Annotated in this window: 15 protein-coding genes, 2 tRNA genes and 1 other annotated feature; of the genes, 13 read left to right on the plus strand and 4 right to left on the minus strand. The window is 51.6% G+C overall.

The window, feature by feature from the left end; all coding sequences use genetic code 11:
* Positions 1 to 52 precede the first annotated feature (52 nt).
* The 4 genes from GYMC10_RS07440 to GYMC10_RS07455 all read left to right on the plus strand — a co-directional run bounded on the left by GYMC10_RS07440 (position 53) and on the right by GYMC10_RS07455 (position 1590).
* Positions 53 to 126, plus strand: a tRNA-Arg gene (locus GYMC10_RS07440).
* A 62-nt stretch (positions 127 to 188) separates the two neighbouring features.
* Positions 189 to 428 carry a hypothetical protein gene (locus tag GYMC10_RS07445; protein ID WP_041621945.1) on the plus strand — a complete coding sequence of 80 codons (240 nt, stop codon included), beginning with the start codon at positions 189 to 191 and terminating at the stop codon, positions 426 to 428.
* Positions 429 to 623: 195 nt separating this feature from the next.
* Positions 624 to 1088 carry a GNAT family N-acetyltransferase gene (locus GYMC10_RS07450; protein WP_015733989.1) on the plus strand — a complete coding sequence of 155 codons (465 nt, stop codon included), beginning with the start codon at positions 624 to 626 and terminating at the stop codon, positions 1086 to 1088.
* A 61-nt stretch (positions 1089 to 1149) separates the two neighbouring features.
* Complete coding sequence (locus GYMC10_RS07455) at positions 1150 to 1590, plus strand: hypothetical protein (RefSeq protein WP_015733990.1); 441 nt, start codon at positions 1150 to 1152, stop codon at positions 1588 to 1590.
* A gap of 84 nt (positions 1591 to 1674) precedes the next feature.
* Here GYMC10_RS07455 and GYMC10_RS07460 read toward each other — a convergent pair whose 3' ends face one another.
* The 3 genes from GYMC10_RS07460 to GYMC10_RS07470 form a co-directional block, all read right to left on the minus strand.
* Entirely contained in the window at positions 1675 to 3537 is a 1863-nt protein-coding gene (locus GYMC10_RS07460) for an arginine--tRNA ligase (RefSeq protein WP_015733991.1), read from the minus strand.
* 59 nt (positions 3538 to 3596) lie between these two features.
* Positions 3597 to 3822, minus strand: a binding site (T-box leader).
* A 58-nt stretch (positions 3823 to 3880) separates the two neighbouring features.
* Positions 3881 to 4645 carry a class I SAM-dependent methyltransferase gene (locus tag GYMC10_RS07465; protein WP_015733992.1) on the minus strand — a complete coding sequence of 255 codons (765 nt, stop codon included), beginning with the start codon at positions 4643 to 4645 and terminating at the stop codon, positions 3881 to 3883.
* A 144-nt stretch (positions 4646 to 4789) separates the two neighbouring features.
* Positions 4790 to 5218, minus strand: coding sequence for an EamA family transporter (locus GYMC10_RS07470; RefSeq protein WP_015733993.1), 429 nt, complete (start codon positions 5216 to 5218; stop codon positions 4790 to 4792).
* A 132-nt stretch (positions 5219 to 5350) separates the two neighbouring features.
* On the opposite strand from GYMC10_RS07470, the gene GYMC10_RS07475 reads away from it, so the two are divergent.
* Both GYMC10_RS07475 and GYMC10_RS07480 read left to right on the plus strand, forming a co-directional pair.
* Complete coding sequence (locus tag GYMC10_RS07475; protein ID WP_015733994.1) at positions 5351 to 5794, plus strand: GNAT family N-acetyltransferase; 444 nt, start codon at positions 5351 to 5353, stop codon at positions 5792 to 5794.
* 151 nt (positions 5795 to 5945) lie between these two features.
* Positions 5946 to 8747 carry a DEAD/DEAH box helicase family protein gene (locus tag GYMC10_RS07480; protein WP_015733995.1) on the plus strand — a complete coding sequence of 934 codons (2802 nt, stop codon included), beginning with the start codon at positions 5946 to 5948 and terminating at the stop codon, positions 8745 to 8747.
* A 1008-nt stretch (positions 8748 to 9755) separates the two neighbouring features.
* Here the strand turns inward: GYMC10_RS07480 and GYMC10_RS07485 are convergent.
* Positions 9756 to 9829, minus strand: a tRNA-Arg gene (locus tag GYMC10_RS07485).
* Between the two features lie 360 nt (positions 9830 to 10189).
* On the opposite strand from GYMC10_RS07485, the gene GYMC10_RS07490 reads away from it, so the two are divergent.
* The 7 genes from GYMC10_RS07490 to lon all read left to right on the plus strand — a co-directional run bounded on the left by GYMC10_RS07490 (position 10190) and on the right by lon (position 20623).
* Entirely contained in the window at positions 10190 to 11032 is an 843-nt protein-coding gene (locus tag GYMC10_RS07490) for a hypothetical protein (RefSeq protein WP_015733996.1), read from the plus strand.
* 145 nt (positions 11033 to 11177) lie between these two features.
* A complete protein-coding gene (gene tig / locus GYMC10_RS07495; RefSeq protein ID WP_015733997.1) occupies positions 11178 to 12500 on the plus strand; it encodes a trigger factor in 1323 nt (440 codons plus the stop codon).
* A 274-nt stretch (positions 12501 to 12774) separates the two neighbouring features.
* Positions 12775 to 13365 carry an ATP-dependent Clp endopeptidase proteolytic subunit ClpP gene (clpP, locus tag GYMC10_RS07500; protein ID WP_009590407.1) on the plus strand — a complete coding sequence of 197 codons (591 nt, stop codon included), beginning with the start codon at positions 12775 to 12777 and terminating at the stop codon, positions 13363 to 13365.
* Positions 13366 to 13379: 14 nt separating this feature from the next.
* Entirely contained in the window at positions 13380 to 14645 is a 1266-nt protein-coding gene (clpX, locus tag GYMC10_RS07505; protein WP_015733998.1) for an ATP-dependent protease ATP-binding subunit ClpX, read from the plus strand.
* Positions 14646 to 14759: 114 nt separating this feature from the next.
* Positions 14760 to 15869, plus strand: a complete 1110-nt coding sequence (gene ispG / locus GYMC10_RS07510; protein WP_009590416.1) for a flavodoxin-dependent (E)-4-hydroxy-3-methylbut-2-enyl-diphosphate synthase — start codon at positions 14760 to 14762, stop codon at positions 15867 to 15869.
* A 623-nt stretch (positions 15870 to 16492) separates the two neighbouring features.
* Positions 16493 to 18202 (plus strand): ATP-dependent protease LonB, encoded by a 1710-nt coding sequence (lonB, locus tag GYMC10_RS07520; protein WP_285857570.1) that lies wholly within the window; start codon positions 16493 to 16495, stop codon positions 18200 to 18202.
* Positions 18203 to 18286: 84 nt separating this feature from the next.
* Complete coding sequence (lon, locus tag GYMC10_RS07525; RefSeq protein WP_015734000.1) at positions 18287 to 20623, plus strand: endopeptidase La; 2337 nt, start codon at positions 18287 to 18289, stop codon at positions 20621 to 20623.
* Positions 20624 to 20637: the final 14 nt, after the last annotated feature.

The raw sequence follows: 20637 nt of genomic DNA on the forward strand, positions 1-20637 counted from the left end.
AGATGCGATATAATATACTTCGTTACTGTTTAAAACATTTTCATACATATATGTCCCAGTAGCTCAGCTGGATAGAGCAACGGCCTTCTAAGCCGTCGGTCAGGGGTTCGAATCCCTTCTGGGACGTAAAAAAAGACACCGTCATATGGCGGTGTTTTTTTACGTCCCGTGAGGATGAGAACCCCGATTTGGGGTTCGTCGGAGCCTACGCTTCGGTAGTGTCTACTTCGCAGTCGGCCGGAAGGCCGTATCCCGACTGGGACAAAACGTCCCGTGAGGATGAGAACCCCGATTTGGGGTTCGTCGGAGCCTACGCTTCGGTAGGGCCTACTTCGCAGTCGGCCGGAAGGCCGTATCCCGACTGGGACAAAACGTCCCGTGAGGATGAGAACCCCGATTGGGGTTCGCCTGCGCATATGCTTCGTTAGGATTACATCGCAGTCGGCCTGGAAGGCCGTATCCCGACTGGGACAAATCGTAATTGTCCCGTGAGGATGAGAACCCCGATTGGGGGTTCGCCTGCGCATACTCTTCGTTAGGATTACATCGCAGTCGGCCAGGAAGGCTCCCTTGCAAACGAAAGGTATTCGTGACACGATTAGAACAGTGGAGGGATACATGGGATGAATGATATCACTATGACTTTGGTAAGAGAGACTCACAAGGATCTTCAGGAGCTCATCGCGAAGCTGGACGATTACTTATCGACGTTATACCCGGCGGAAGGCATATTCGGGCTGGATCTGGCCGATCCCAAAGTAAACGAAACTCTATTCGTGGTGGCTTACCATGATGGCCAGCCTGTCGGCTGCGGAGCCATCCGGCCGCTGGATGCAGAATCGGTTGAAATTAAACGGTTTTTCGTGGATGTCCCTTACCGGAATAGGGGAATAGCTTCCCGGATCCTGCTCTTTTTGGAAGAACAAGCGAAGAAGCGGGGCTATCGTTTCTCGCGCCTGGAAACAGGCGAACCGCAGAAGGAATCCGTTCACTTTTACAAGAAGCTGGGGTATGCCCAGATTGAACCGTTTGGCGAATACATCGGGTGCGAATATAGTTTATGTTTTGAGAAGAGTCTGACATCCTAGCCATTTGGTCTTATAATAGAAGAAAAAATATTTTACAAACCCTATCGAGGAGGCATCGAGCATGCAGCTTACTAAAATATCACAGAATACCGCCATTCTATTGGAGCATGCCAGAAAATCGGGGCTGACTTCTTCCGATCTGCTGGAGGCTGTGCGCTCAGGAGACGCAGAGAGATTCCAAATCGCCAATAACGGTCATTTTCACTATGAGGAATTATTCTCTTACGCAAAAGAGCATGGGGAAGATTTGGAGAAAGCCGTTAGCGAGGGGTACCAAATTACGTTTAATACCCGCAACGGGTTGAAGATCTGGCTGGAGGAAGCCTTCCGCATCAGCTCGGAATCCGATTTTAGCGTGGGCGAGGGCATTATCGAAGGATTGAAGCTCCAGGAGGAGCAGTTGGCTCGCTTGAGGGAAGCGCTGGCTGTCAACTGGACCCTGCAGGAAGAGCCGGCGGCAGACGGCGTTCAGGTCAGATTGACCGTCAGAGGGTTGCAATAAGATAAGATAGCCACCGTACTTGATCAACATAATAGTACGGTGGCTTTTTTATTAGGCATGATCCGCTCATTCATCAGAGTGAATTTACATCCGGCTCGGAGTAGGCAAACCCAGCACCTCCAGCGCTTCGCCAAGGGTGTTCTTGAATAAGGAAGTGAGCCATACGCGGAATTGGAGCATTTCCTCCGCTGCTTTCAGAATCGGGCATGCCGAGTAAAAATTGTTGAACAGGGAGCACAGCTCATAGGTGAAGTTGCAAATGGCACTAGGAGATAGATCCCTTCCGGCGGAATATAAGGTATCATACCAGGTGCTGATATGCCGCAGCAGCGCATGTTCCGCTTTTTCCATGGCAGGGAACCGGGCAGGCACAGACGGCGTAACCTCGGCTTCTCGAGCTTTATTAAGAACGCTGAGTGCACGCGCGTAGGAATAGAGCAAATACACCCCCGTATTCCCCGATATTTCAGTGGCCTGCTTCAGATCGAACACCACCTCGGTTTGCAGTGCAAAGCGAAGCAGGTAGTAACGGATGGAGGCGGTTGCGATCGCATGGCTGGACAAACCGTTTTTATCGGATCGGGTGTCCTCGATGACCTTGGCTACTTGATGAATAAGCTCGGTGATTTTGATCCCGATTCCCTGACGTCCGGACATCGCATAGGATGCCTTACCGTCGGAAGTATCGATGCCGAGATCCGCTGCAGCGGAAGGGCTTAACGAGACGACGCCGTAACTGACATGGCGCAGCTTCTCAGCCTCTTGTTGGAAGCCCAAGCCTTCCAAAGCCTGCTTCACCATCGCCTGCGGGTACTGCTGCCTGTAATCAATGACGTTGATGACCATGTCCGCTTTGCCATAAGTACGCTCCTCGCCGTGCGAGCTCGTCGTCCAAACCTCGTCGGTGAATTTTTTATATACAAAATCATTGGAAAGCACGCCGTATTTCCACAAGTGGTAGGCGATGTCTTTGGCGGTGTAAGTCAGGATGCCATTGGAGCGCACCAGCACTTTATCGATGCTGTGGTCCGATTCCGGCTCGTCTCCGGCTTCAGTTCCTGATTGCTTGAGCACCCAACAGCCTGCAAGTTTACCCTCGGTTTCCTGATGGAAAAGCGGGGTATTCTTTAACAGCTCGAACGCGGACGCCCAGAATCCCTCCCTAACAATGCTGCTCTCCCATACAAGCAGATCGTATTCAATGCCGAATTGCTTCATCTCCTCAAGATGCTCCTTAACGATTCGCTCGGCAACAAGCAGTCCAATCCAGGAAAGGTTCTGATTGCCCTCTTCCAATGCGTGCAGAACCTCGGTCCGATGCTGAACGAGCCCCGGCTCCCTTTCGTAGGCTTTATTGGTGCTTGAATACACGTCCCAGCAGTAATCGCCGAACCGGGCATGCTCCTTCGTCAGGGGCGTGTGGAGCAAGCCGACCACCGTATCGGCCAGCTGATTGCCCAGGTCGTCGATATAATTATGCACCTCGACCTCGTAACCCAGCTTCCTCATCAATCTCACGAGCGTATCTCCGATACAGGAATTTCGAAGATGCCCGATATGGGCGGACTTATTCGGGTTGATGGACGTGTGCTCAATGACGATTTTTTCGTTAGCTGCCGGAGGCAGTTCAAACTGGTGGCTCGCCCAATACTCCCAATCGATGCGCAGATTCATAAAGCCCGGAGCGACAATCTCAGTCGAGCGGACGAGTTGTTTGTAGGATGCGTCCTGCTCGAGCTCGGCTTGGATCAGCTCGGCGATTTGCAGGGGAGCCTTGCGGAGCACCTTCGCAAGCTGCATCGCAACGTTGGTTGCGTAATCCCCATGCTCCATGCTGGCAGGCTGCTCGATCCGGATCGGAGTGGACTCCGGCAGTTTGGTGCCGTAAGCTTCGCAGACCTGGTTCACGGCTTGTTGAAGGCTCGAAATAATCTTATGACTTAACACGGTAAATCCCCCTTTGATAATATAAAACGACTCGGAAAATCAAAAAAGCCCTCATCTCCTAAAGAGACGAGGACTTGTGCTCGCGGTACCACTCTTGTTGTTAAACCCCGCAAGGGTCTAACCACCTTCATACGATAACGGCGTAAGCCGGGGCTCCCTACAGCATGCTGCTTCGGAAGGCCATCTCCTGGGTCCGCTTCACGGCCGACTTTGTACCGGTTTCCACCATCCCGGCTCGCTTGGACTAAAGTCAAGTGCAGTTACTCTCCCAATCAACGAAAATAATATTCTTAAGTTTTTTCATATTATAACCATTCTATTTTGAAAAGCAACCCCCAAATGGCTAAATCTTTTCTGCAAATACTCGCAGGCGCCGGTAATCCGCGTAGAAAGCATCCTCTTGCCATAGCGTCGATTGAGCAGCTAGGCTGATACGAGCGATCGCTTCGTCCTTCGCTTCAGCCGAGAATCCGGCAAAAAAGCAATCGCCAAAATGCAGCAGCCAAAACTTTATGCCGTCCTTGCCATCGGACAATCGCGTGGGACGGTCGAAATGATGGGCGAGATGCACGCGGAACCCTTGGGCTTCAAGCAGGCTGGCATACTGCCCAAGACTAGGAAAATACCACGGATTCCTGGCGTCCGCATCGATCCCATAAAGATCGGCGAACACGGTTTTCAAGGCTTGGTAGATGCCGTCAATATTCCCTTTGCCTCCGAACTCGGCAACGAATCGGCCGCCGGGCTTAAGGGCTCCATGAACAGAGCGTACCACGCCTTCAGCATCCTTCATCCAGTGCAAGGCCGCGTTTGAGAAGACGGCATCGTATGGCGTTTCGGTTTCGAAGTTCTCGCCATCCCCAGTCAAAAACGGAAGTCCAGGATATTTGCTTTTGGCCCGTACAATCATCTCGCTGGAATAATCCATGCCGGTTACATGTGCGCCCGATTTGGAAATTTCATGAGTCAAGTCGCCGGTTCCGCAGCCCAGATCGAGAATCCGTTCTCCGGGTTGAGGCGCCAGCAGCTCTGCCGCTCCTTTTCCATAAGCAGATACAAACGATAGCTGTCGATCGTAATCGTAAGGTTTCCATACTTGCTCTGACATAACAACACCCCTCCACGCATGATTTATCCTCATTGTGACATGATCGGCTTATAATTAGAAATATATAAACTTGATAATAGTTATAGGTTTGGATAATAAGATAAAGAACAAAAAGCCGCTGTGTCAGCGGTTTTATGTAGAGGACTATTTAACGGCAACAAGAAGCGCGCCAACGGCAATGAGTGCAACGCCGGCTGCGTTAATCCAGGAGATCTTCTCACCCAGAAACACAAAGGCCAGGATCACGGCAATAACCACGCTCAGTTTATCGATAGGACCTACCTGCGATACTTTGCCGTATTTTAACGCCAGAAAATAAAACAGCCAGGACAACGCGCCCGCGATGCCGCTGAGCACAATAAAGCTGAGTGCTTTTTTCTGAACCAGAATTTCTCCGAGCTCCGAGAATTTCCCCTGAACCGCTACGACCCCCAGCAGAAACAGGGCCATAATGACGGAGCGAATGGCCGTTGCCGAATTGGCATCGATGTTCTGCAGGCCTATTTTTCCGAAAATGGCTACAAGTGCCGCCGTGACTGCCGACAGCAATGCGTATACAAGCCATAATGGCATGCGTACCTCTCCTTTTTGACAAGATAAAGTCTCTGATTAATGTACCGGATTCCTTTATAATAGTATAGAGCAATTTGAAGGATCTCATGAATGTTCAAAGGATTGAACGACTTGGAAAGGGTTGGATGAAAAATGACACATCTTATCGCGGCTTATACAGAAGCTTACCATGATCAGCTGGTGGAATTATGGCTTCGTGCCGTATCCCAAACGCACGATTTTCTGACGGAGGAAGATATCCGGTTCTATTATGGCATGATGCAAAGCGGGGCATTGAGGTCCGTGGAGATCTGGATATGCTTGAATACGGAACAGGAAGCGATTGGATTTATCGGACTGGACGGCTCCAAAATCGAGATGCTGTTTGTGGATCCCCTGCACCACGGCCAAGGGACGGGAACGAAATTGATCCGGCATGCCGAACGGCTGAAGGGGTCCGGACTTCAAGTGGACGTGAATGAACAGAACCCCAAGGCCCACGCTTTTTATAAAAAATACGGATTCGTGCAGATCGGCCGTTCGGAGCTCGACGGTTCCGGAAAGCCGTTTCCGCTTATTCATATGCAGCTGCGGTAATATCATGGATCGGCTCTGCTGAGTCCATGATAATCGCAAGTATAATATTTTCGAAAAGCAGCCTATCTTTGGGTGAAAGAACAAACATCGATAGACAGTATATTTTAACCAATCCAATGAAAAAGGGAGTGCAGCTAAACTGGAGGAGTCAATGAAGTATTTTCCGAGCAACCTGTCGTTTCGCTATCCTTGGCGCTCCTATCAGAAGCGCGTGCTCCACGGGCTTGACCATCATCTGAAGAATCACCAATTGCATCTGGTGGCGCCGCCCGGTTCAGGGAAGACTGTGCTTGGACTGGAGGTCATGCTTCGGATTAATCGGCCGACGATTATATTGGCTCCCACCATCACCATTAAACAGCAATGGGCAAGCCGCCTGGTGGAGCTGTTTCTTGACGAAGATGTCCAGCCCGAGTGGGTCTCGACCTCGCTCAAGCGACCGGCATTGGTTACGATTACAACTTATCAAGCTCTTCACAGCCTGCTTAGTGCAGCAGGGCAGTCAACCTCTGCGAAGAAGAAGGTCATCGCGGGGAGGGTGCAAGCGGACCAAACCGGTGATGAGAATCAGGAGTTTTCGGATACGGGCATGGAAGACGCTGAGGCTGAACCGGCCGGGAGGGACGGTGACCGCGAGGACGATATCACGGACGGCACCGAGGCTCAAGAAGCGCTGGAACTGTTGAAGCAGCAGGGATATCATACGCTCATTTTTGACGAGGCTCATCATCTTCGAATGTCTTGGTGGCAAAGCGCCATGCAGCTGTGCGAGATGCTGGACGAGCGGACCAAGATTGCGCTTACGGCCACTCCGCCATACGATGTCAATCCGAGGGAGTGGCAGCGGTATATCGAGCTTTGCGGCCCTATCGACGAGGAGATCAGCGTGCCCGAGCTGGTTCGCCATGAGGAGTTGTGTCCCCATCAGGATTATATCAGCCTGACAAGACCAACTCATGAAGAGGCCGCTAAACTGCGGGAATTTCGAATGCAGGCAGGACAGGTCAAAGACGAGTTGGTCCGTAATGAGTTTTTGGCGGAGTTGATCGTCCATCACCCCTGGATAACACGGTCAGAGGCGTACATGGAGGAGATTTTATCCTCCCCGGGGTATTACTCCAGCATGGTGCTCTATCTGCGAGCCGCCAATCGCCCGATCTGGAAGGAGGCTGTGAAGCTGCTCGGCATGGAAGAGAAGGAAGCGCCCGACTTTTCGGAGGAATGGCTGGAGGAGCTCCTTGGCGGCATGCTGTATAAAGACGCCCATATTGATCGCGGACTGCCGGAGTTAAAGGCGTTGCATAAGAGGCTCAGCCGGTTGGGGATGATTGAACGGCGGAAGGTGTATATGAGATCGACGCCTGCGATTGATAAAATGCTGGTCCAGAGCGTCTCGAAATTGCACAGCATCGGCCGCATTCTTGAATTCGAGCGCTCCATGCTGGGGGAGAGCATGCGGATGGTGATCTTGACCGATTATATCCGCAAGGAGGACCTGCCGAAGGATGCAGACGACGAGAAGCCGCTGCATCGGCTCGGCGTTGTTCCGATTTTTGAGCTGATCCGCAGGCAGCTAGCGGAGAAAAGCGGCTCACGGGGCGATCGCGAGTTGCCCATCGGTATTTTGACAGGCTCCTTTGTGGTGCTCCCGGTGACGGCTATGCCTTTGGCCAGGGCTTGCGCCGATCGACGGGGCCTCCGCTTGTCGGAACGTCCCCTTGCCCATGACAGCCGTTATGTAACGATGGATGTTCGCGATGCAAATCGCTCGGCTATCGTGGCCATTATAACGGAGGTGTTTTCAGAGGGGGGCATTCAGGTGCTGATCGGTACGTCGGCTCTCCTGGGCGAGGGATGGGATGCTCCCGGGATCAATTCCTTGATCATGGCATCGTATGTAGGCTCGTTCATGCTGTCCAACCAGATGCGGGGACGGGCGATTCGAGCCCAACGCGGGAACCCGGATAAGACCGGAGCGATCTGGCATCTGGCATGCGTGGATACCGCCCAAATCGATGGGGGCGAGGATTTGAGCTCGCTTGCGCGCAGATTTCGATCTCTCGTCGGTCTATCGATCTCGCATCAAACCATAGAGTCGGGCATGGAGCGCATGGGACTTGATCTTCGGAAAAGCCAAACCGCAGAAAGCATCAGCGCCTATACCCGCGATACATGGGAGCGGGCGAGGCAGCGGCATCTTTTGAAGGAGCGATGGAATTCGGCGATTGCCCTTCACAGCTCCATGACGGAGGAACTGACGGTGGATCGGGAGCGTATTCCTAAGCCTTTGATTTTCTTGCATACGGTAAAGGCCGTGCTTGCTTTTGCCGTTGGTTTGGGGCTGGGCGCCTTCATCGAGACGTTAACTTCGCCACATTTGCTTCAATCGGACGCGCCGGCTTGGTTCAGCCTGCTATTCTCGATCGCTATTGCCTTGATCGTATCCAGTCCTTGGATATTTAAAGCCGTCAAAATGGTAATGCGTCATCAATCGCTGGAGCGGAGCATTCGAGAAGTGGCTCTGGTCGTGTATACGGCGCTATACGATATGGAGCTGGTTGAAACCGAGCCAAGCCTTTACCGGTTGAGGGCGGAGGAGGAAGGGGGAGCCGTCGTGTGTTGGCTAAAAGACGGAACCACCCAGGAAAAGACGCTTTTCCTGAATTCGCTGCAGCAGGTGCTGGACCCGATCGAGAACCCGCGTTATCTTTTGTACCGCGAATCGCGCGGCTGGTTTGCGACCAGGCGGGATTACCATGCCGTGCCGGAGGAAATCGGACGTCGAAAAGAGCATGCGGAACGCTTTGTCCGGCTGTGGCGCAAGCATATCGGTTCGGCCGAGCTGGTCTACACCCGTACGCCGGAAGGCAGAAAAATGCTCCTGACCGCGCGAACGCGGGCTTTGTCCTCCATGTTCGTGAAGAAATCGGAGCGGGTTAGTGCTTGGAGGTAGAGGATCCGGAGTGTTCGCGGAATGTGGAGGGAGTCATGGGATGGGGTGTGATGGACCGTGCTGCGCTGCCTTAACGGACCCAGGGGCCGTTAATTGAGGGAAAAACCCTCATACAGGTATGGTAGCGGACCCAAAGTCCGTTGTTTATGAAAAATGAGGGTAATTTGACTGTGAATTAGCTAAATAACGGCTGTGGTGTCCGCTAATTTCTAAATCAGGCCGTTTTTGATGAAATAACGAACCTACGGTCCGCAAAAGTCGTGTAAGGGTGTATGTCGTATTGGAATCGGCCATGATGTTCATATGTAGAATGTCGATAGTGCATCAGAAGGGATGCGGCCTTCCAGGCCGATTGGGAATTGGTTCTACCCAAGCATATGCTCCGACGAACTCAAGTATGGGTTCATCACCCTTCTGGAATACAAAAAGAAGCTACCGATGGTAGCTTCTTCCTTTACGTCCCAGAAGGGATGCGGCCCTTCGGGCCGACTGCGAAGTAATCCTCCAGAAGTCTATGCTCCGACGAACCCCTTCTAGGGGTTCTCATCCTCACGGGACATAAAAAAACACCGTCATGTGACGGTGTCTTCTTTTACGTCCCAGAAGGGATGCGGCCCTTCGGGCCGACTGCGAAGCAATCCTACCGAAGCGTATGCTTCGACGAACCCCTTCATGGGGTTCTCATCCTCGCGGGACATAAAAAAACACCGTCATGTGACGGTGTCTTTTTTTACGTCCCAGAAGGGATACGGCCCTTCGAGCCGACTGCGAAGCAATCCTACGGAAGCGTATGCTTCGACGAACCCCTTCATGGGGTTCTCATCCTCACGGGACATAAAAAAACACCGTCATGTGACGGTGTCTTCTTTTACGTCCCAGAAGGGATACGGCCTTCCAGGCCGACTGCGAAGTATTCCTCCCGAAGGTTATGCTCCGACGAACCCAATCATGGATTCATCACCCTTCTGGAATACAAAAAGAAGCTACCGATGGTAGCTTCCTCTTTTACGTCCCAGAAGGGATTCGAACCCCTGACCGACGGCTTAGAAGGCCGTTGCTCTATCCAGCTGAGCTACTGGGACATAGAATTTTTTCAAGCAAAAAATATATTACCACATGCACTGGAGAATTTCAATCATTATTTTATGATATAAAGTTTTTCGGATTTGCAAGATTATTCGAGTATCATATCGGGTTATATTGATAAAATATACGCCCGAAAACTGGGGATCGCCGTCTTTATGTTGCCAGGGGCATGATGCACGCAAGCTGTTACGCCCTTTTTTAAACTTGGCAGTACATATGCTATAATCAACGAATACGAAAAACAGGACCAGAAAGGAGGTGTCCTTATCAAGGACTCTTACTCCCAAGAACAAGAGGATAAGAACATCATCCTGTTTCCGAAGACGCTGGATTATTACCAGATTCAGCTTACGGTTATGCTCGAGAACGAACGTTACGGTGAAGCGATGGAAGTGCTGCGTTTTCTGCTGAAGTGCGGGGGACAGAACGAACGGCACTATGAAGAGTGGAACTCGCTCCTCGAATGGCTTGAAGCCGCATTTCCGGAACAGGCCATGCCCCGTTCGGTCGATTTCGATGCTGAGCCTGACGAGGATGATCCGGACGAGTCCGAGATGGCGAGGCAGATGGTCAGGGACAAGGTTGCCCAGGATGCCGGATACGCCGACAAGCTGCTGGCTTCGGTCATGACCGGGCCGCTGACGGAGCAGACCATTTTGGCGCTGGAACAGCTCGCTTATCTGGACCGTCCGGAGATCGACGCGATTCTGGTCGAATGGCTGCATGATACGCCGCTTCATCCCCTGCTGCAATTCCGGGTGCTGCAAACGCTCCGGAGAAGAGGGATGGAAGGGCACGTAAGCCTTCATCGCGGGCAGGAAGCCGTCGAGATCGAGATCGATACGGTTCCCTTGGATCCGGGAGGCTTCCCGGACGCGATTACGAGGATTTTGGAGCGCGTTGCGGATCAGACCGAGGTTCATGAGCCGACGCTGTTTTATTTTGCCCAGGAATTATGGTCCCAGTTCATCATGGCGATTTACGGCACGGAGGACTACCATTCCATGCTGGACGAAGAAGAAGCCACGCTCGATATATGGGCCGCTGCGCTGCATGATATCGTGTCGGAGAGCCTGAAAGGGTTTCGCAATGAGGAGGAAATCCGCCCGCTTTACGGCATCACGGACACCATGCGGTTCCGCTATGAGGGAGCCTATCGATCTCTCAAGCAATTCGTCGCCGCAGGCGTGGAAGATTAGCCAGAGCTGGAAAACGTTTACGGTGTCGCGCCATAAGGGTTCGCCCTTGAAAAAGGATTTAATGTTGTTTATACTATAGTGGTTATTCGGTACGTGATACATTATTGCGTCGACCACGTGAATTATTTTGGAGGGGAAAGCATAAATGAAAGCAACTTGGGAAAAAATAGAGAAGAACCTTGGCGTTCTTGACGTTGAGGTTGATGCGGAGCGCGTTGCATCCGCCCTCGACAAAGCTTTTAATAAAGTAGCTAAAAAAGCAAATGTACCTGGATTCCGTAAAGGTAAAGTGCCTCGGCCGATCTTTGAAGCTCGTTTTGGCGTAGAGAGCCTGTATCAGGATGCAATCGACATCCTGCTTCCGGAAGTATACAGCGAAGCTGTGGAACAAGCGGATATCTTCCCTGTGGATCGTCCGGAAGTGGACATCGAGCAGTTCGCTAAAGGCGAAACTTTCAAGTTCAAAGCTAGAGTAACCGTGAAGCCGGAAGTTAAGCTTGGCGAATACAAGGGCGTCGAAGTTGCTGCAGTAGCTGCAGAAGTTTCCGACGAGGAACTGAACGAAGAGCTTGAGCGTCTGCAACAACGTCATGCTGAGCTTACCGTGATCGACGAAGGTGCTTCCCAATCCGGCGATATCGTTGTAATCGACTTCGACGGTTCCGTTGACGGCGTTCCTTTCGAAGGTGGACAAGCTGAGCGTTATTCCCTTGAGCTTGGAAGCAACACGTTCATTCCTGGCTTTGAAGACCAAGTCATCGGTATGGCTACGGGAGACTTCAAAGACGTGGAAGTGACCTTCCCTGAAACTTACCATGCTGAAGAATTGGCTAACAAACAAGCCGTCTTCAAAGTGAAAGTGCACGAAATCAAACGCAAACAGCTTCCTGAGCTGGATGATGAATTCGCTAAAGACGTTAGTGAATTCGATACGCTTGATGAGTACAAGGGAGATTTGAAGAAGCAATTGCTGACTCGCAAAGAGCAAGAAGCCCAAGGCGTTCGTGAGAACGAGGCCGTTGAAAAAGCAGCAGCAAACGCTGAAGTTGAAATTCCTGAAGCCATGATTCAATCCGAAGTTCAAAACATGATGCGCGATTTCGACAACCGTCTTCGCCAGCAAGGCATGAACCTGGAAATGTTCCTCAGCTTCTCCGGCCAAACCAATGCCGATCTGGAAGGCCAAATGAAGGACGATGCTGAAAAACGCGTTCGCAACAACCTCGTGCTGGAGCAAATCGCGAAGGAAGAGAAACTCGAAGTATCCGAAGAAGAAATCAACAAAGAGCTGGAAAACATGGCTGATACGTACAAGCGTTCCGCTGATGAAATCCGCAGCATCCTCGGTGCTAACGGTTCCCTTGACAGCCTTCGTGAAGAACTGCTTCTTCGCAAAACGATCGACTTCTTGCTGGAAAACAGCGTAGAAGGCGCTCCTGTTGAGAAAAAAGAAGCAACTGAAGAATAATAAATAGGCGGCTGCCGAAGCCGCCCTCACATTAGATAAGGCACGTACATTTCATGCGTGCCTTATTTTTAACTAAGAATAGCCAATTTAATACTAAATGTGACATGAATTGGTTATAAATTTCGACATACATAATGAGACAAGTTGGCAGGATATAATTCTTGGCAAGTTCATAGAATGTAAACAGGGTTAAAAAATGACATCGTGCTTTGAACATGTTAGAATAACTTTTGTAACGCTGTAGTATATTTTTCAAGGAAAAGAGGTTGGTCGCATGAGTCTTGTACCTATGGTTGTTGAACAAACCAGTCGAGGCGAAAGATCTTACGATATCTACTCAAGATTACTGAAGGATCGCATTATATTCCTCAGCAGTGCGATCGATGACGATGTTGCCAATCTTGTTATTGCCCAGCTTCTGTTTCTGGCTGCGGAAGATCCGGAAAAAGACATCTCTTTGTACATCAATTCCCCTGGCGGTTCGGTAACGGCCGGGATGGGTATATATGATACGATGCAGTTGATCAAGCCTGATGTATCCACGATTTGCGTCGGCATGGCCGCCAGCATGGGATCGTTGTTGCTTACTGCAGGAGCGCCAGGCAAACGCTATGCTCTCGAGAACAGTGAGGTGATGATTCATCAGCCGCTCGGAGGCATTCAAGGTCAGGCATCCGATATCCAAATCCATGCAGATTGGATCATCAAGACCAGACAAAAACTGAATCAAATCTATGTGGAGCGTACGGGTCAGCCCCTTGAAAAAATCGAACGCGATACAGACCGCGACTTTTTCATGAGCGCGGAGGAAGCGAAGGCGTACGGTATTATTGATGATGTTCTGTCTTCACCGACCAAATCTTAAGGGGTGGTAATAGCATGTTTAAATTTAACGATGACAAAGGGCAGCTGAAGTGCTCCTTCTGCGGCAAATCGCAGGAGCAGGTCCGCAAGCTGGTTGCGGGGCCCGGTGTTTATATATGTGACGAGTGCATCGACTTGTGTTCGGAGATCGTAGAGGAAGAGCTCGGACATGAGGAAGAAGTGGATCTGAAGGATATTCCGAAACCGCGTGAAATCCGCGATATCCTGGATCAATACGTAATCGGACAGGATCAAGCAAAGAAATCCCTTTCGGTTGCCGTTTACAATCACTACAAGCGCATCAACACCCAGAGCAAGATCGAGGACGTCGAATTGCAAAAGAGTAATATTTTGCTGCTCGGACCAACAGGTTCCGGTAAAACCTTGCTTGCGCAAACGATGGCCAAAATTTTGAACGTGCCGTTTGCTATTGCAGACGCAACCTCGCTGACCGAAGCCGGTTACGTGGGTGAGGATGTTGAGAACATTCTGCTGAAGCTGATTCAAGCAGCGGATTATGACGTGGAAAAAGCAGAACGCGGCATTATCTATATTGATGAGATCGACAAAGTGGCCCGCAAATCGGAGAACCCGTCCATTACGCGTGACGTTTCCGGTGAAGGGGTTCAGCAGGCTCTCCTGAAAATTCTGGAGGGAACCGTTGCTTCCGTGCCGCCGCAAGGTGGACGCAAGCATCCGCATCAGGAATTCATCCAGATCGATACAACGAACATCCTGTTCATTTGCGGCGGTGCGTTTGACGGTTTGGAGCAGTACATCAAACGCCGGATCGGCAAAAAGGTCATCGGCTTTAATGCATCTGGAGAAAGCCAAAAGGATCTTAAGCCAGGTGAATACCTGACGATGGTTCTGCCGGAGGATCTCTTGAAATTCGGATTGATTCCGGAATTCGTCGGCCGTCTGCCGGTCGTGTCCACGCTCGAGCCGCTGGATGAGGCGACATTGGTACGTATTCTGTCCGAGCCTAAAAACGCGCTGACCAAACAGTACCAAAAGCTGCTTGAGTTTGATAACGTGAACCTCAAGTTTGAGCCAAGCGCTCTTGAAGCGATTGCCCGCGAAGCCATTAAGCGCAATACGGGTGCACGCGGACTGCGTTCCATCATCGAAAGCATCATGCTAGACGTGATGTATGAAGTGCCGTCCAGAGATGACATCAAGGATTGCGTCATTACGGAGCAGGTCGTTCGGGATAAAGTAATTCCTGAGCTTCAAACCAAAGCCAACGAAGACGACAAGAAACAAGAAGAAAGCGCCTAATGCGTTATAGCGTTTTAGACGTGGAATAAATCTACGCTGATTCTCCACTTCCAGTTATGCCCAAATGGGCTTTGCTGGAGTGGAGCTTTGGCGTTATATGGGAGAGATCGTACCATGTTTTTGAGACAAGACACACGGCCCGTCAAGGTGGGGAACCTTACCATTGGGGGAAAGAACGAAGTCATTATTCAAAGCATGTGCACCACCAAAACAGCAGACGTGGAGGCAACTGTTGCCGAGATATTGCGCCTGGAGGAAGCAGGATGCCAGATCGTCCGGGTAACGGTGAACAATGAGGAAGCAGCTGCTGCCATCAAGGAAATCAAGAAACGCATTCATATCCCGCTCGTGGCGGATATTCATTTTAACTATAAGCTTGCCCTGATGGCGATCGAGAACGGTATCGATAAAGTCCGGATCAATCCAGGGAACATCGGTAAGCGCGAAAAGGTTGAAGCCGTCGTGAAGGCATGCAAGGAGAAGGGGATTCCGATTCGGATCGGGGTGAATGCCGGTTCCCTGGAGAATCACCTCCTTGAAAAATACGGCTATCCGACACCGGAAGCCATGGTAGAAAGCGCCCTGTATCATATCGGCATCTTGGAAGAACTGGACTTCCACGATATCATCGTTTCGCTTAAAGCGTCTGATGTGCCGATGGCCATTGCGGCGTACACCAAGGCCGCCGAAGTGATTCCGTACCCGCTTCATCTTGGAATTACCGAAGCAGGCACCCTCTTCTCGGGCACCGTGAAGAGCGCGGCCGGTCTTGGGGCACTGTTGTCCCTAGGCATCGGCAGCACGATGCGTATTTCCTTGAGCGCCGATCCGGTCGAAGAGATCAAGGTTGGCCGGGAGCTTCTAAAATCCTTCGGTCTGATCTCGGATGCGGCAACCTTGGTATCTTGCCCGACTTGCGGACGGCTGGATATCGATTTGTTCTCCATCGCCAATGAGGTGGAGGAGTACATCTCGAAGATCAAGGTGCCGATCAAGGTTTCCGTCCTGGGCTGCGCCGTGAACGGTCCCGGTGAGGCCAGAGAAGCCGACATCGGTATTGCCGGCGCTCGTGGGGAAGGTTTGCTCTTCCGTTACGGAGAGATGATCCGCAAAGTTCCGGAAGCCACCATGGTGGAAGAACTTAAGAAAGAAATCGATCATATCGTGAAGGTGTACGAGGAAACCGGCGAAATCCCGGGACGTAAGCACAAATCCACGGTCTGAGCTGGATAACTAAGTTTCCATAAAGGTAGTTTCAATCTAAAGAAAACGGCAATCTCTGGATCGCAAGAGATTGCCGTTTTGTTGTTTTCTAAGGAAGCACAGGGTCTTAGGTGATGTGTGGTTCAAATTTATATGAATGTATTTTTAAGCGGTCTAATATTTTTCTAAAGTTGCAATTATGCTTTCTGTTGTTCCAAGTATAATCGCTCCTAACCGAGCTTCTGATAATGAAGCTCAGCTCTACCCTCTCCCCACCCCCCACGATGAAGAAGGATGCCATGCGCCGCACCAGCGGAGCGGACGAATCGATTCCGGAGAAGCGAAGCGGTCGGCTGAAAGTTTTCCGCAGGAAAACTCGCATCGGAAGGATAAGCTGTTGCCGAATTTCTACATTGGTATTCCTCATTCATGAAATTCGGAAACAACAGCGACCGGAGGAACGATACGTACGCGGAGCGTCTCACTCAAGTGGCTCACCTAAGCGTCTCCATCCACTTTTTGATACTTTTCCGCCTCCAGCGTTTTACCATCCGAGGAATCGGCAATACTACCATGTATTAACGTTTGGATGAAGACATAATGGAGTACAGGAGGAATGACTTGTGAATTTAAGTATCGTGATTATGCTGGTGCAGCTGTTTTTTGCAGTCATCATCGGCATTTATTTTTGGAATTTATTGCGTGGACAGAAGACAAGCAAAACAGCGGTGGACCGGGAATCGCGCAAGGAGCTCGATAAACTCCGCAAACTCCGGTCGGTATCGCTAACGAAACCGCTCGCGGAGAAAACGAGACCGCAAACCATGGATGACATTGTGGGGCAAAAGGACGGCTTGCGCGCCTTAAAGGCCGCGCTATGCAGCGCGAATCCTCAGCATGTCATCGTATACGGCCCTCCGGGGGTCGGTAAGACCGCTGCTGCCCGCGTGGTGATGGAGGAAGCCAAGAAGAACCCCCAATCGCCGTTTAAATACGACGCGAAATTCACGGAGATCGACGCAACGACGGCCCGTTTCGATGAACGTGGAATTGCCGATCCGCTCATCGGTTCTGTTCATGATCCGATTTACCAAGGCGCCGGTGCCATGGGGGTGGCAGGCATCCCTCAGCCGAAGCCGGGCGCGGTGACCAAGGCCCATGGGGGAATCCTGTTTATTGACGAAATTGGGGAATTGCATCCCATCCAGATGAATAAGCTTTTAAAAGTGCTGGAGGACCGCAAGGTGCTGCTGGAAAGCGCATATTATAATTCAGAGGATGCCAATACGCCCGCTTATATTCACGATATTTTTCAAAATGGGCTTCCGGCGGACTTTCGCCTGGTAGGCGCTACGACACGTTCGCCGGAAGAGATTGCTCCTGCACTTCGCTCGCGCTGCATGGAGATTTTTTTCCGTCCGCTTCTGCCTGAAGAGATCGGCAGGATTGCGGAGGATGCCATTCAGAAGATTGGACTGAACGCTCCGCCGGAAGCGGTAGAAGTCGTGAAGCAGTACTGCTCTAACGGCCGGGAAGCGGTCAATATGATTCAATTGGCGGCCGGCCTGGCATTGACCGAGAAGCGAGATGCCCTGCGCGCGGCGGATGTGGAATGGGTGGCCAGCAGCAGCCAGCTGCAGCCAAGGCCCGACCGGAAAATACCGGAGAAGCCGCAGGTTGGGGTCGTTAACGGATTAGCTGTATATGGCCCGAATATGGGGGCTCTGCTAGAAATTGAAGTATCTGCGGTTCCTGTCGAGGAGGGCCGGGGTACCTACAATATCACCGGGGTAGTGGATGAAGAGGAATTTGGCGGAGGCTCGCGCAAGCTGCGCCGCAAGAGCATGGCCAAAGGCTCGATCGAGAATGTGCTGACCGTGCTGGGCTCGATGGGTTTCACGCCCAAAAACTATGACCTGCATATCAATTTTCCCGGAGGAACGCCGATCGATGGACCTTCCGCCGGCATTGCGATGGCAACGGCCATCGTATCCGCAATCAAAGGGATTGAAGTCGATAACAAGGTAGCGATGACCGGCGAGATAAGCATCCATGGAAAAGTGAAGCCGATTGGCGGAGTCATCGCCAAGGTGGAAGCGGCATTCCAGGCAGGCGCGACCCGCGTAATCATCCCCAAGGACAATTGGCAGACCTTGTTCCAGGATCTGAGCGGGGGCTTGCGGGTGATTCCGGTAGAATCGGTGGATGAAGTTTTCGGGCATATCTTTGGCGGTTCGTTTGCTCCGGAGGTGATACAGCTTCCCGGAAACGAGGTATTTCCATCCTCTTCCGCTTCTTTGCTGCAGGCCACGCCTCCGCGCAACGGAAAAATAACGGATGCCGGAGGATGTTAAGCCTCGTATAGTTGGTTTTTTATACGCATATTTGATAAAATAGGAATAGTGTCAACATTGAGAGCCATTGGAGGTGCGAAAGCGATGGGACCCAGTAAATCCAAAGGTCGTCGTTTTCCTTTACTGCCTTTAAGAGGTCTTCTGGTCTATCCAAGCATGGTGCTTCACTTGGACGTAGGCCGGGAGAAATCGGTAAAGGCTTTAGAAAAGGCGATGGTTGAAGACAATTTGATTCTCCTATGTTCTCAATCGGAAGTGAACATTGAAGAACCGACGCAGGATGATATTTTTCGGATTGGCACAGTTGCGAATGTACGCCAGATGCTTAAGCTTCCAAACGGTACCATACGTGTGCTAGTGGAGGGTATGGAACGGGCGGAAGTTATTGAATATACGGATCAAGAGGATTACTACGAGGTCATCGCTCGGGAGCTTCCCGAAGAGGAGAACCATGATCCTGAAGTCTCCGCATTAATGCGAACCGTACTGTCTCAGTTTGAAAATTATATCAATCTGTCGAAGAAAGTGACGCCTGAGACACTGGCGGCCGTTTCCGATATCGATGAGCCAGGACGGCTGGCGGACGTCATTACGAGTCATTTGTCGCTGAAGATCAAGGATAAGCAAGAAATTCTCGAAACAATCGACGTTCGCAAACGGCTTGAGAAACTTCTAGATATACTGAATAACGAACGCGAAGTGCTGGAGCTGGAGCGCAAGATCAACCAGCGGGTCAAGAAGCAAATGGAGAAGACCCAGAAGGAATACTATTTGCGCGAACAGATGAAGGCCATCCAGAAAGAGCTTGGCGACAAGGAAGGCCGTGCCGGGGAAGTAGAGGAGCTCCGAAGTCAGCTTCAGGAGCTTGAACTGCCGGAACGCGTCCAGGAGAAGGTAGAGAAGGAAATCGACCGACTCGAGAAAATGCCGGCGAGCTCTGCGGAGGGCGGCGTTATCCGGAACTATGTGGATTGGCTGCTGGCACTGCCGTGGACGAACAAAACCGAGGATGATCTAGACATCGTCAAGGCGGAGCAAGTGCTGGACGAGGATCATTACGGTCTCGAGAAGCCGAAAGAACGCGTGCTGGAATATTTGGCGGTCCAGAAGCTGGTGAAGAAGATGAAGGGGCCTATTTTGTGCCTGGTCGGCCCTCCGGGCGTCGGTAAAACATCGCTTGCCCGGTCCATCGCCCGTTCCCTGGAGCGCAAGTTCGTTCGCGTCTCGTTAGGCGGGGTAAGGGACGAGGCGGAAATTCGCGGTCACCGGCGGACTTATGTCGGAGCTATGCCGGGACGCATCATTCAAGGCATGAAAACAGCGGGTTCGATGAATCCCGTGTTCCTGCTGGATGAAATCGACAAGATGGCATCCGATTTCCGCGGGGACCCGTCTTCCGCACTGCTTGAAGTGCTCGACCCTGAACAGAACAATACGTTCAGCGATCATTTCGTGGAAATTCCTTTTGACCTGTCCAACGTGATGTTTGTCACGACGGCAAACGTGCTTCATAACATTCCAAGACCGCTCCTGGACCGGATGGAAGTGCTGAACATTCCGGGGTATACGGAGCTGGAGAAGCTCCAAATCGCCAACCGTTACTTGCTGCCCAAGCAGAAGAGCGAGCATGGGCTTGAGCCTGAGCAGCTGATTCTGGACGAGGAAGCGCTGATGAAGGTGATCCGGGAATATACCCGCGAATCCGGCGTGCGGAATCTAGAGCAGCAAGTGGCGGCGCTGTGCCGCAAAGCCGCCAAGCAGATCGTGACCCAGCAATCGGAATCCATCGAGATCAAGGCTGCCGATATCAAGGATTATCTCGGCATTCCGAAGTTTCGTTATGGCATGGCCGAGCTTGAAGATCAAGTGGGTACGGTCACGGGGCTCGCATGGACGGAAGTGGGCGGCGAAACGCTGACCATTGAGGTAACCGTGGTGCCTGGTACCGGCAAGCTGACGCTGACGGGCAAGCTTGGTGACGTGATGAAGGAATCGGCTCAAGCCGCCTTCAGTTTTACCCGCTCGAAAGCGGTAGAGCTGGGCATTGATCCGGATTTCCATGAGAAGCTTGATGTCCATATCCATATCCCGGAGGGAGCCATACCGAAGGATGGCCCTTCAGCCGGCATTACGATTGCGACGGCTCTTATCTCATCTTTAACCAAACGGCATGTAGCCCGTGACGTGGCCATGACGGGTGAAATTACACTTCGGGGACGCGTACTGCCGATTGGCGGCTTGAAAGAGAAGTCGCTGGCAGCCCACCGTGCCGGTTACAAAAAAATATTGCTCCCTAAGGATAACGAACGCGACCTGCGTGATATTCCTGACAGCGTAAAGAACGACGTGGAGTTCGTTCCGGTATCCCATATGGATCAGGTTCTGGAGCATGCGCTCGTTGAACAAGCGGGAGTGCACTAGAGAGGAAAGTCTAC

The organism is Paenibacillus sp. Y412MC10 (assembly GCF_000024685.1).
GTDB classification, from domain to species: domain Bacteria; phylum Bacillota; class Bacilli; order Paenibacillales; family Paenibacillaceae; genus Paenibacillus_AQ; species Paenibacillus_AQ lautus_A.

Bases quoted from the DNA above. Each gene is read 5' to 3' on its own strand.
- ispG (WP_009590416.1), top strand. From the start codon at position 14,760: ATGTTTTTGAGACAAGACACACGGCCCGTCAAGGTGGGGAACCTTACC.
- lonB (WP_285857570.1), top strand. From the start codon at position 16,493: ATGCTGGTGCAGCTGTTTTTTGCAGTCATCATCGGCATTTATTTTTGG.
- GYMC10_RS07470 (WP_015733993.1), bottom strand. From the start codon at position 5,218: ATGCCATTATGGCTTGTATACGCATTGCTGTCGGCAGTCACGGCGGCA.
- GYMC10_RS07490 (WP_015733996.1), top strand. From the start codon at position 10,190: ATGCTCGAGAACGAACGTTACGGTGAAGCGATGGAAGTGCTGCGTTTT.
- GYMC10_RS07475 (WP_015733994.1), top strand. From the start codon at position 5,351: ATGACACATCTTATCGCGGCTTATACAGAAGCTTACCATGATCAGCTG.
- lon (WP_015734000.1), top strand. From the start codon at position 18,287: ATGGGACCCAGTAAATCCAAAGGTCGTCGTTTTCCTTTACTGCCTTTA.
- GYMC10_RS07455 (WP_015733990.1), top strand. From the start codon at position 1,150: ATGCAGCTTACTAAAATATCACAGAATACCGCCATTCTATTGGAGCAT.
- clpP (WP_009590407.1), top strand. From the start codon at position 12,775: ATGAGTCTTGTACCTATGGTTGTTGAACAAACCAGTCGAGGCGAAAGA.
- clpX (WP_015733998.1), top strand. From the start codon at position 13,380: ATGTTTAAATTTAACGATGACAAAGGGCAGCTGAAGTGCTCCTTCTGC.
- tig (WP_015733997.1), top strand. From the start codon at position 11,178: ATGAAAGCAACTTGGGAAAAAATAGAGAAGAACCTTGGCGTTCTTGAC.
- GYMC10_RS07450 (WP_015733989.1), top strand. From the start codon at position 624: ATGAATGATATCACTATGACTTTGGTAAGAGAGACTCACAAGGATCTT.
- GYMC10_RS07480 (WP_015733995.1), top strand. From the start codon at position 5,946: ATGAAGTATTTTCCGAGCAACCTGTCGTTTCGCTATCCTTGGCGCTCC.
- GYMC10_RS07465 (WP_015733992.1), bottom strand. From the start codon at position 4,645: ATGTCAGAGCAAGTATGGAAACCTTACGATTACGATCGACAGCTATCG.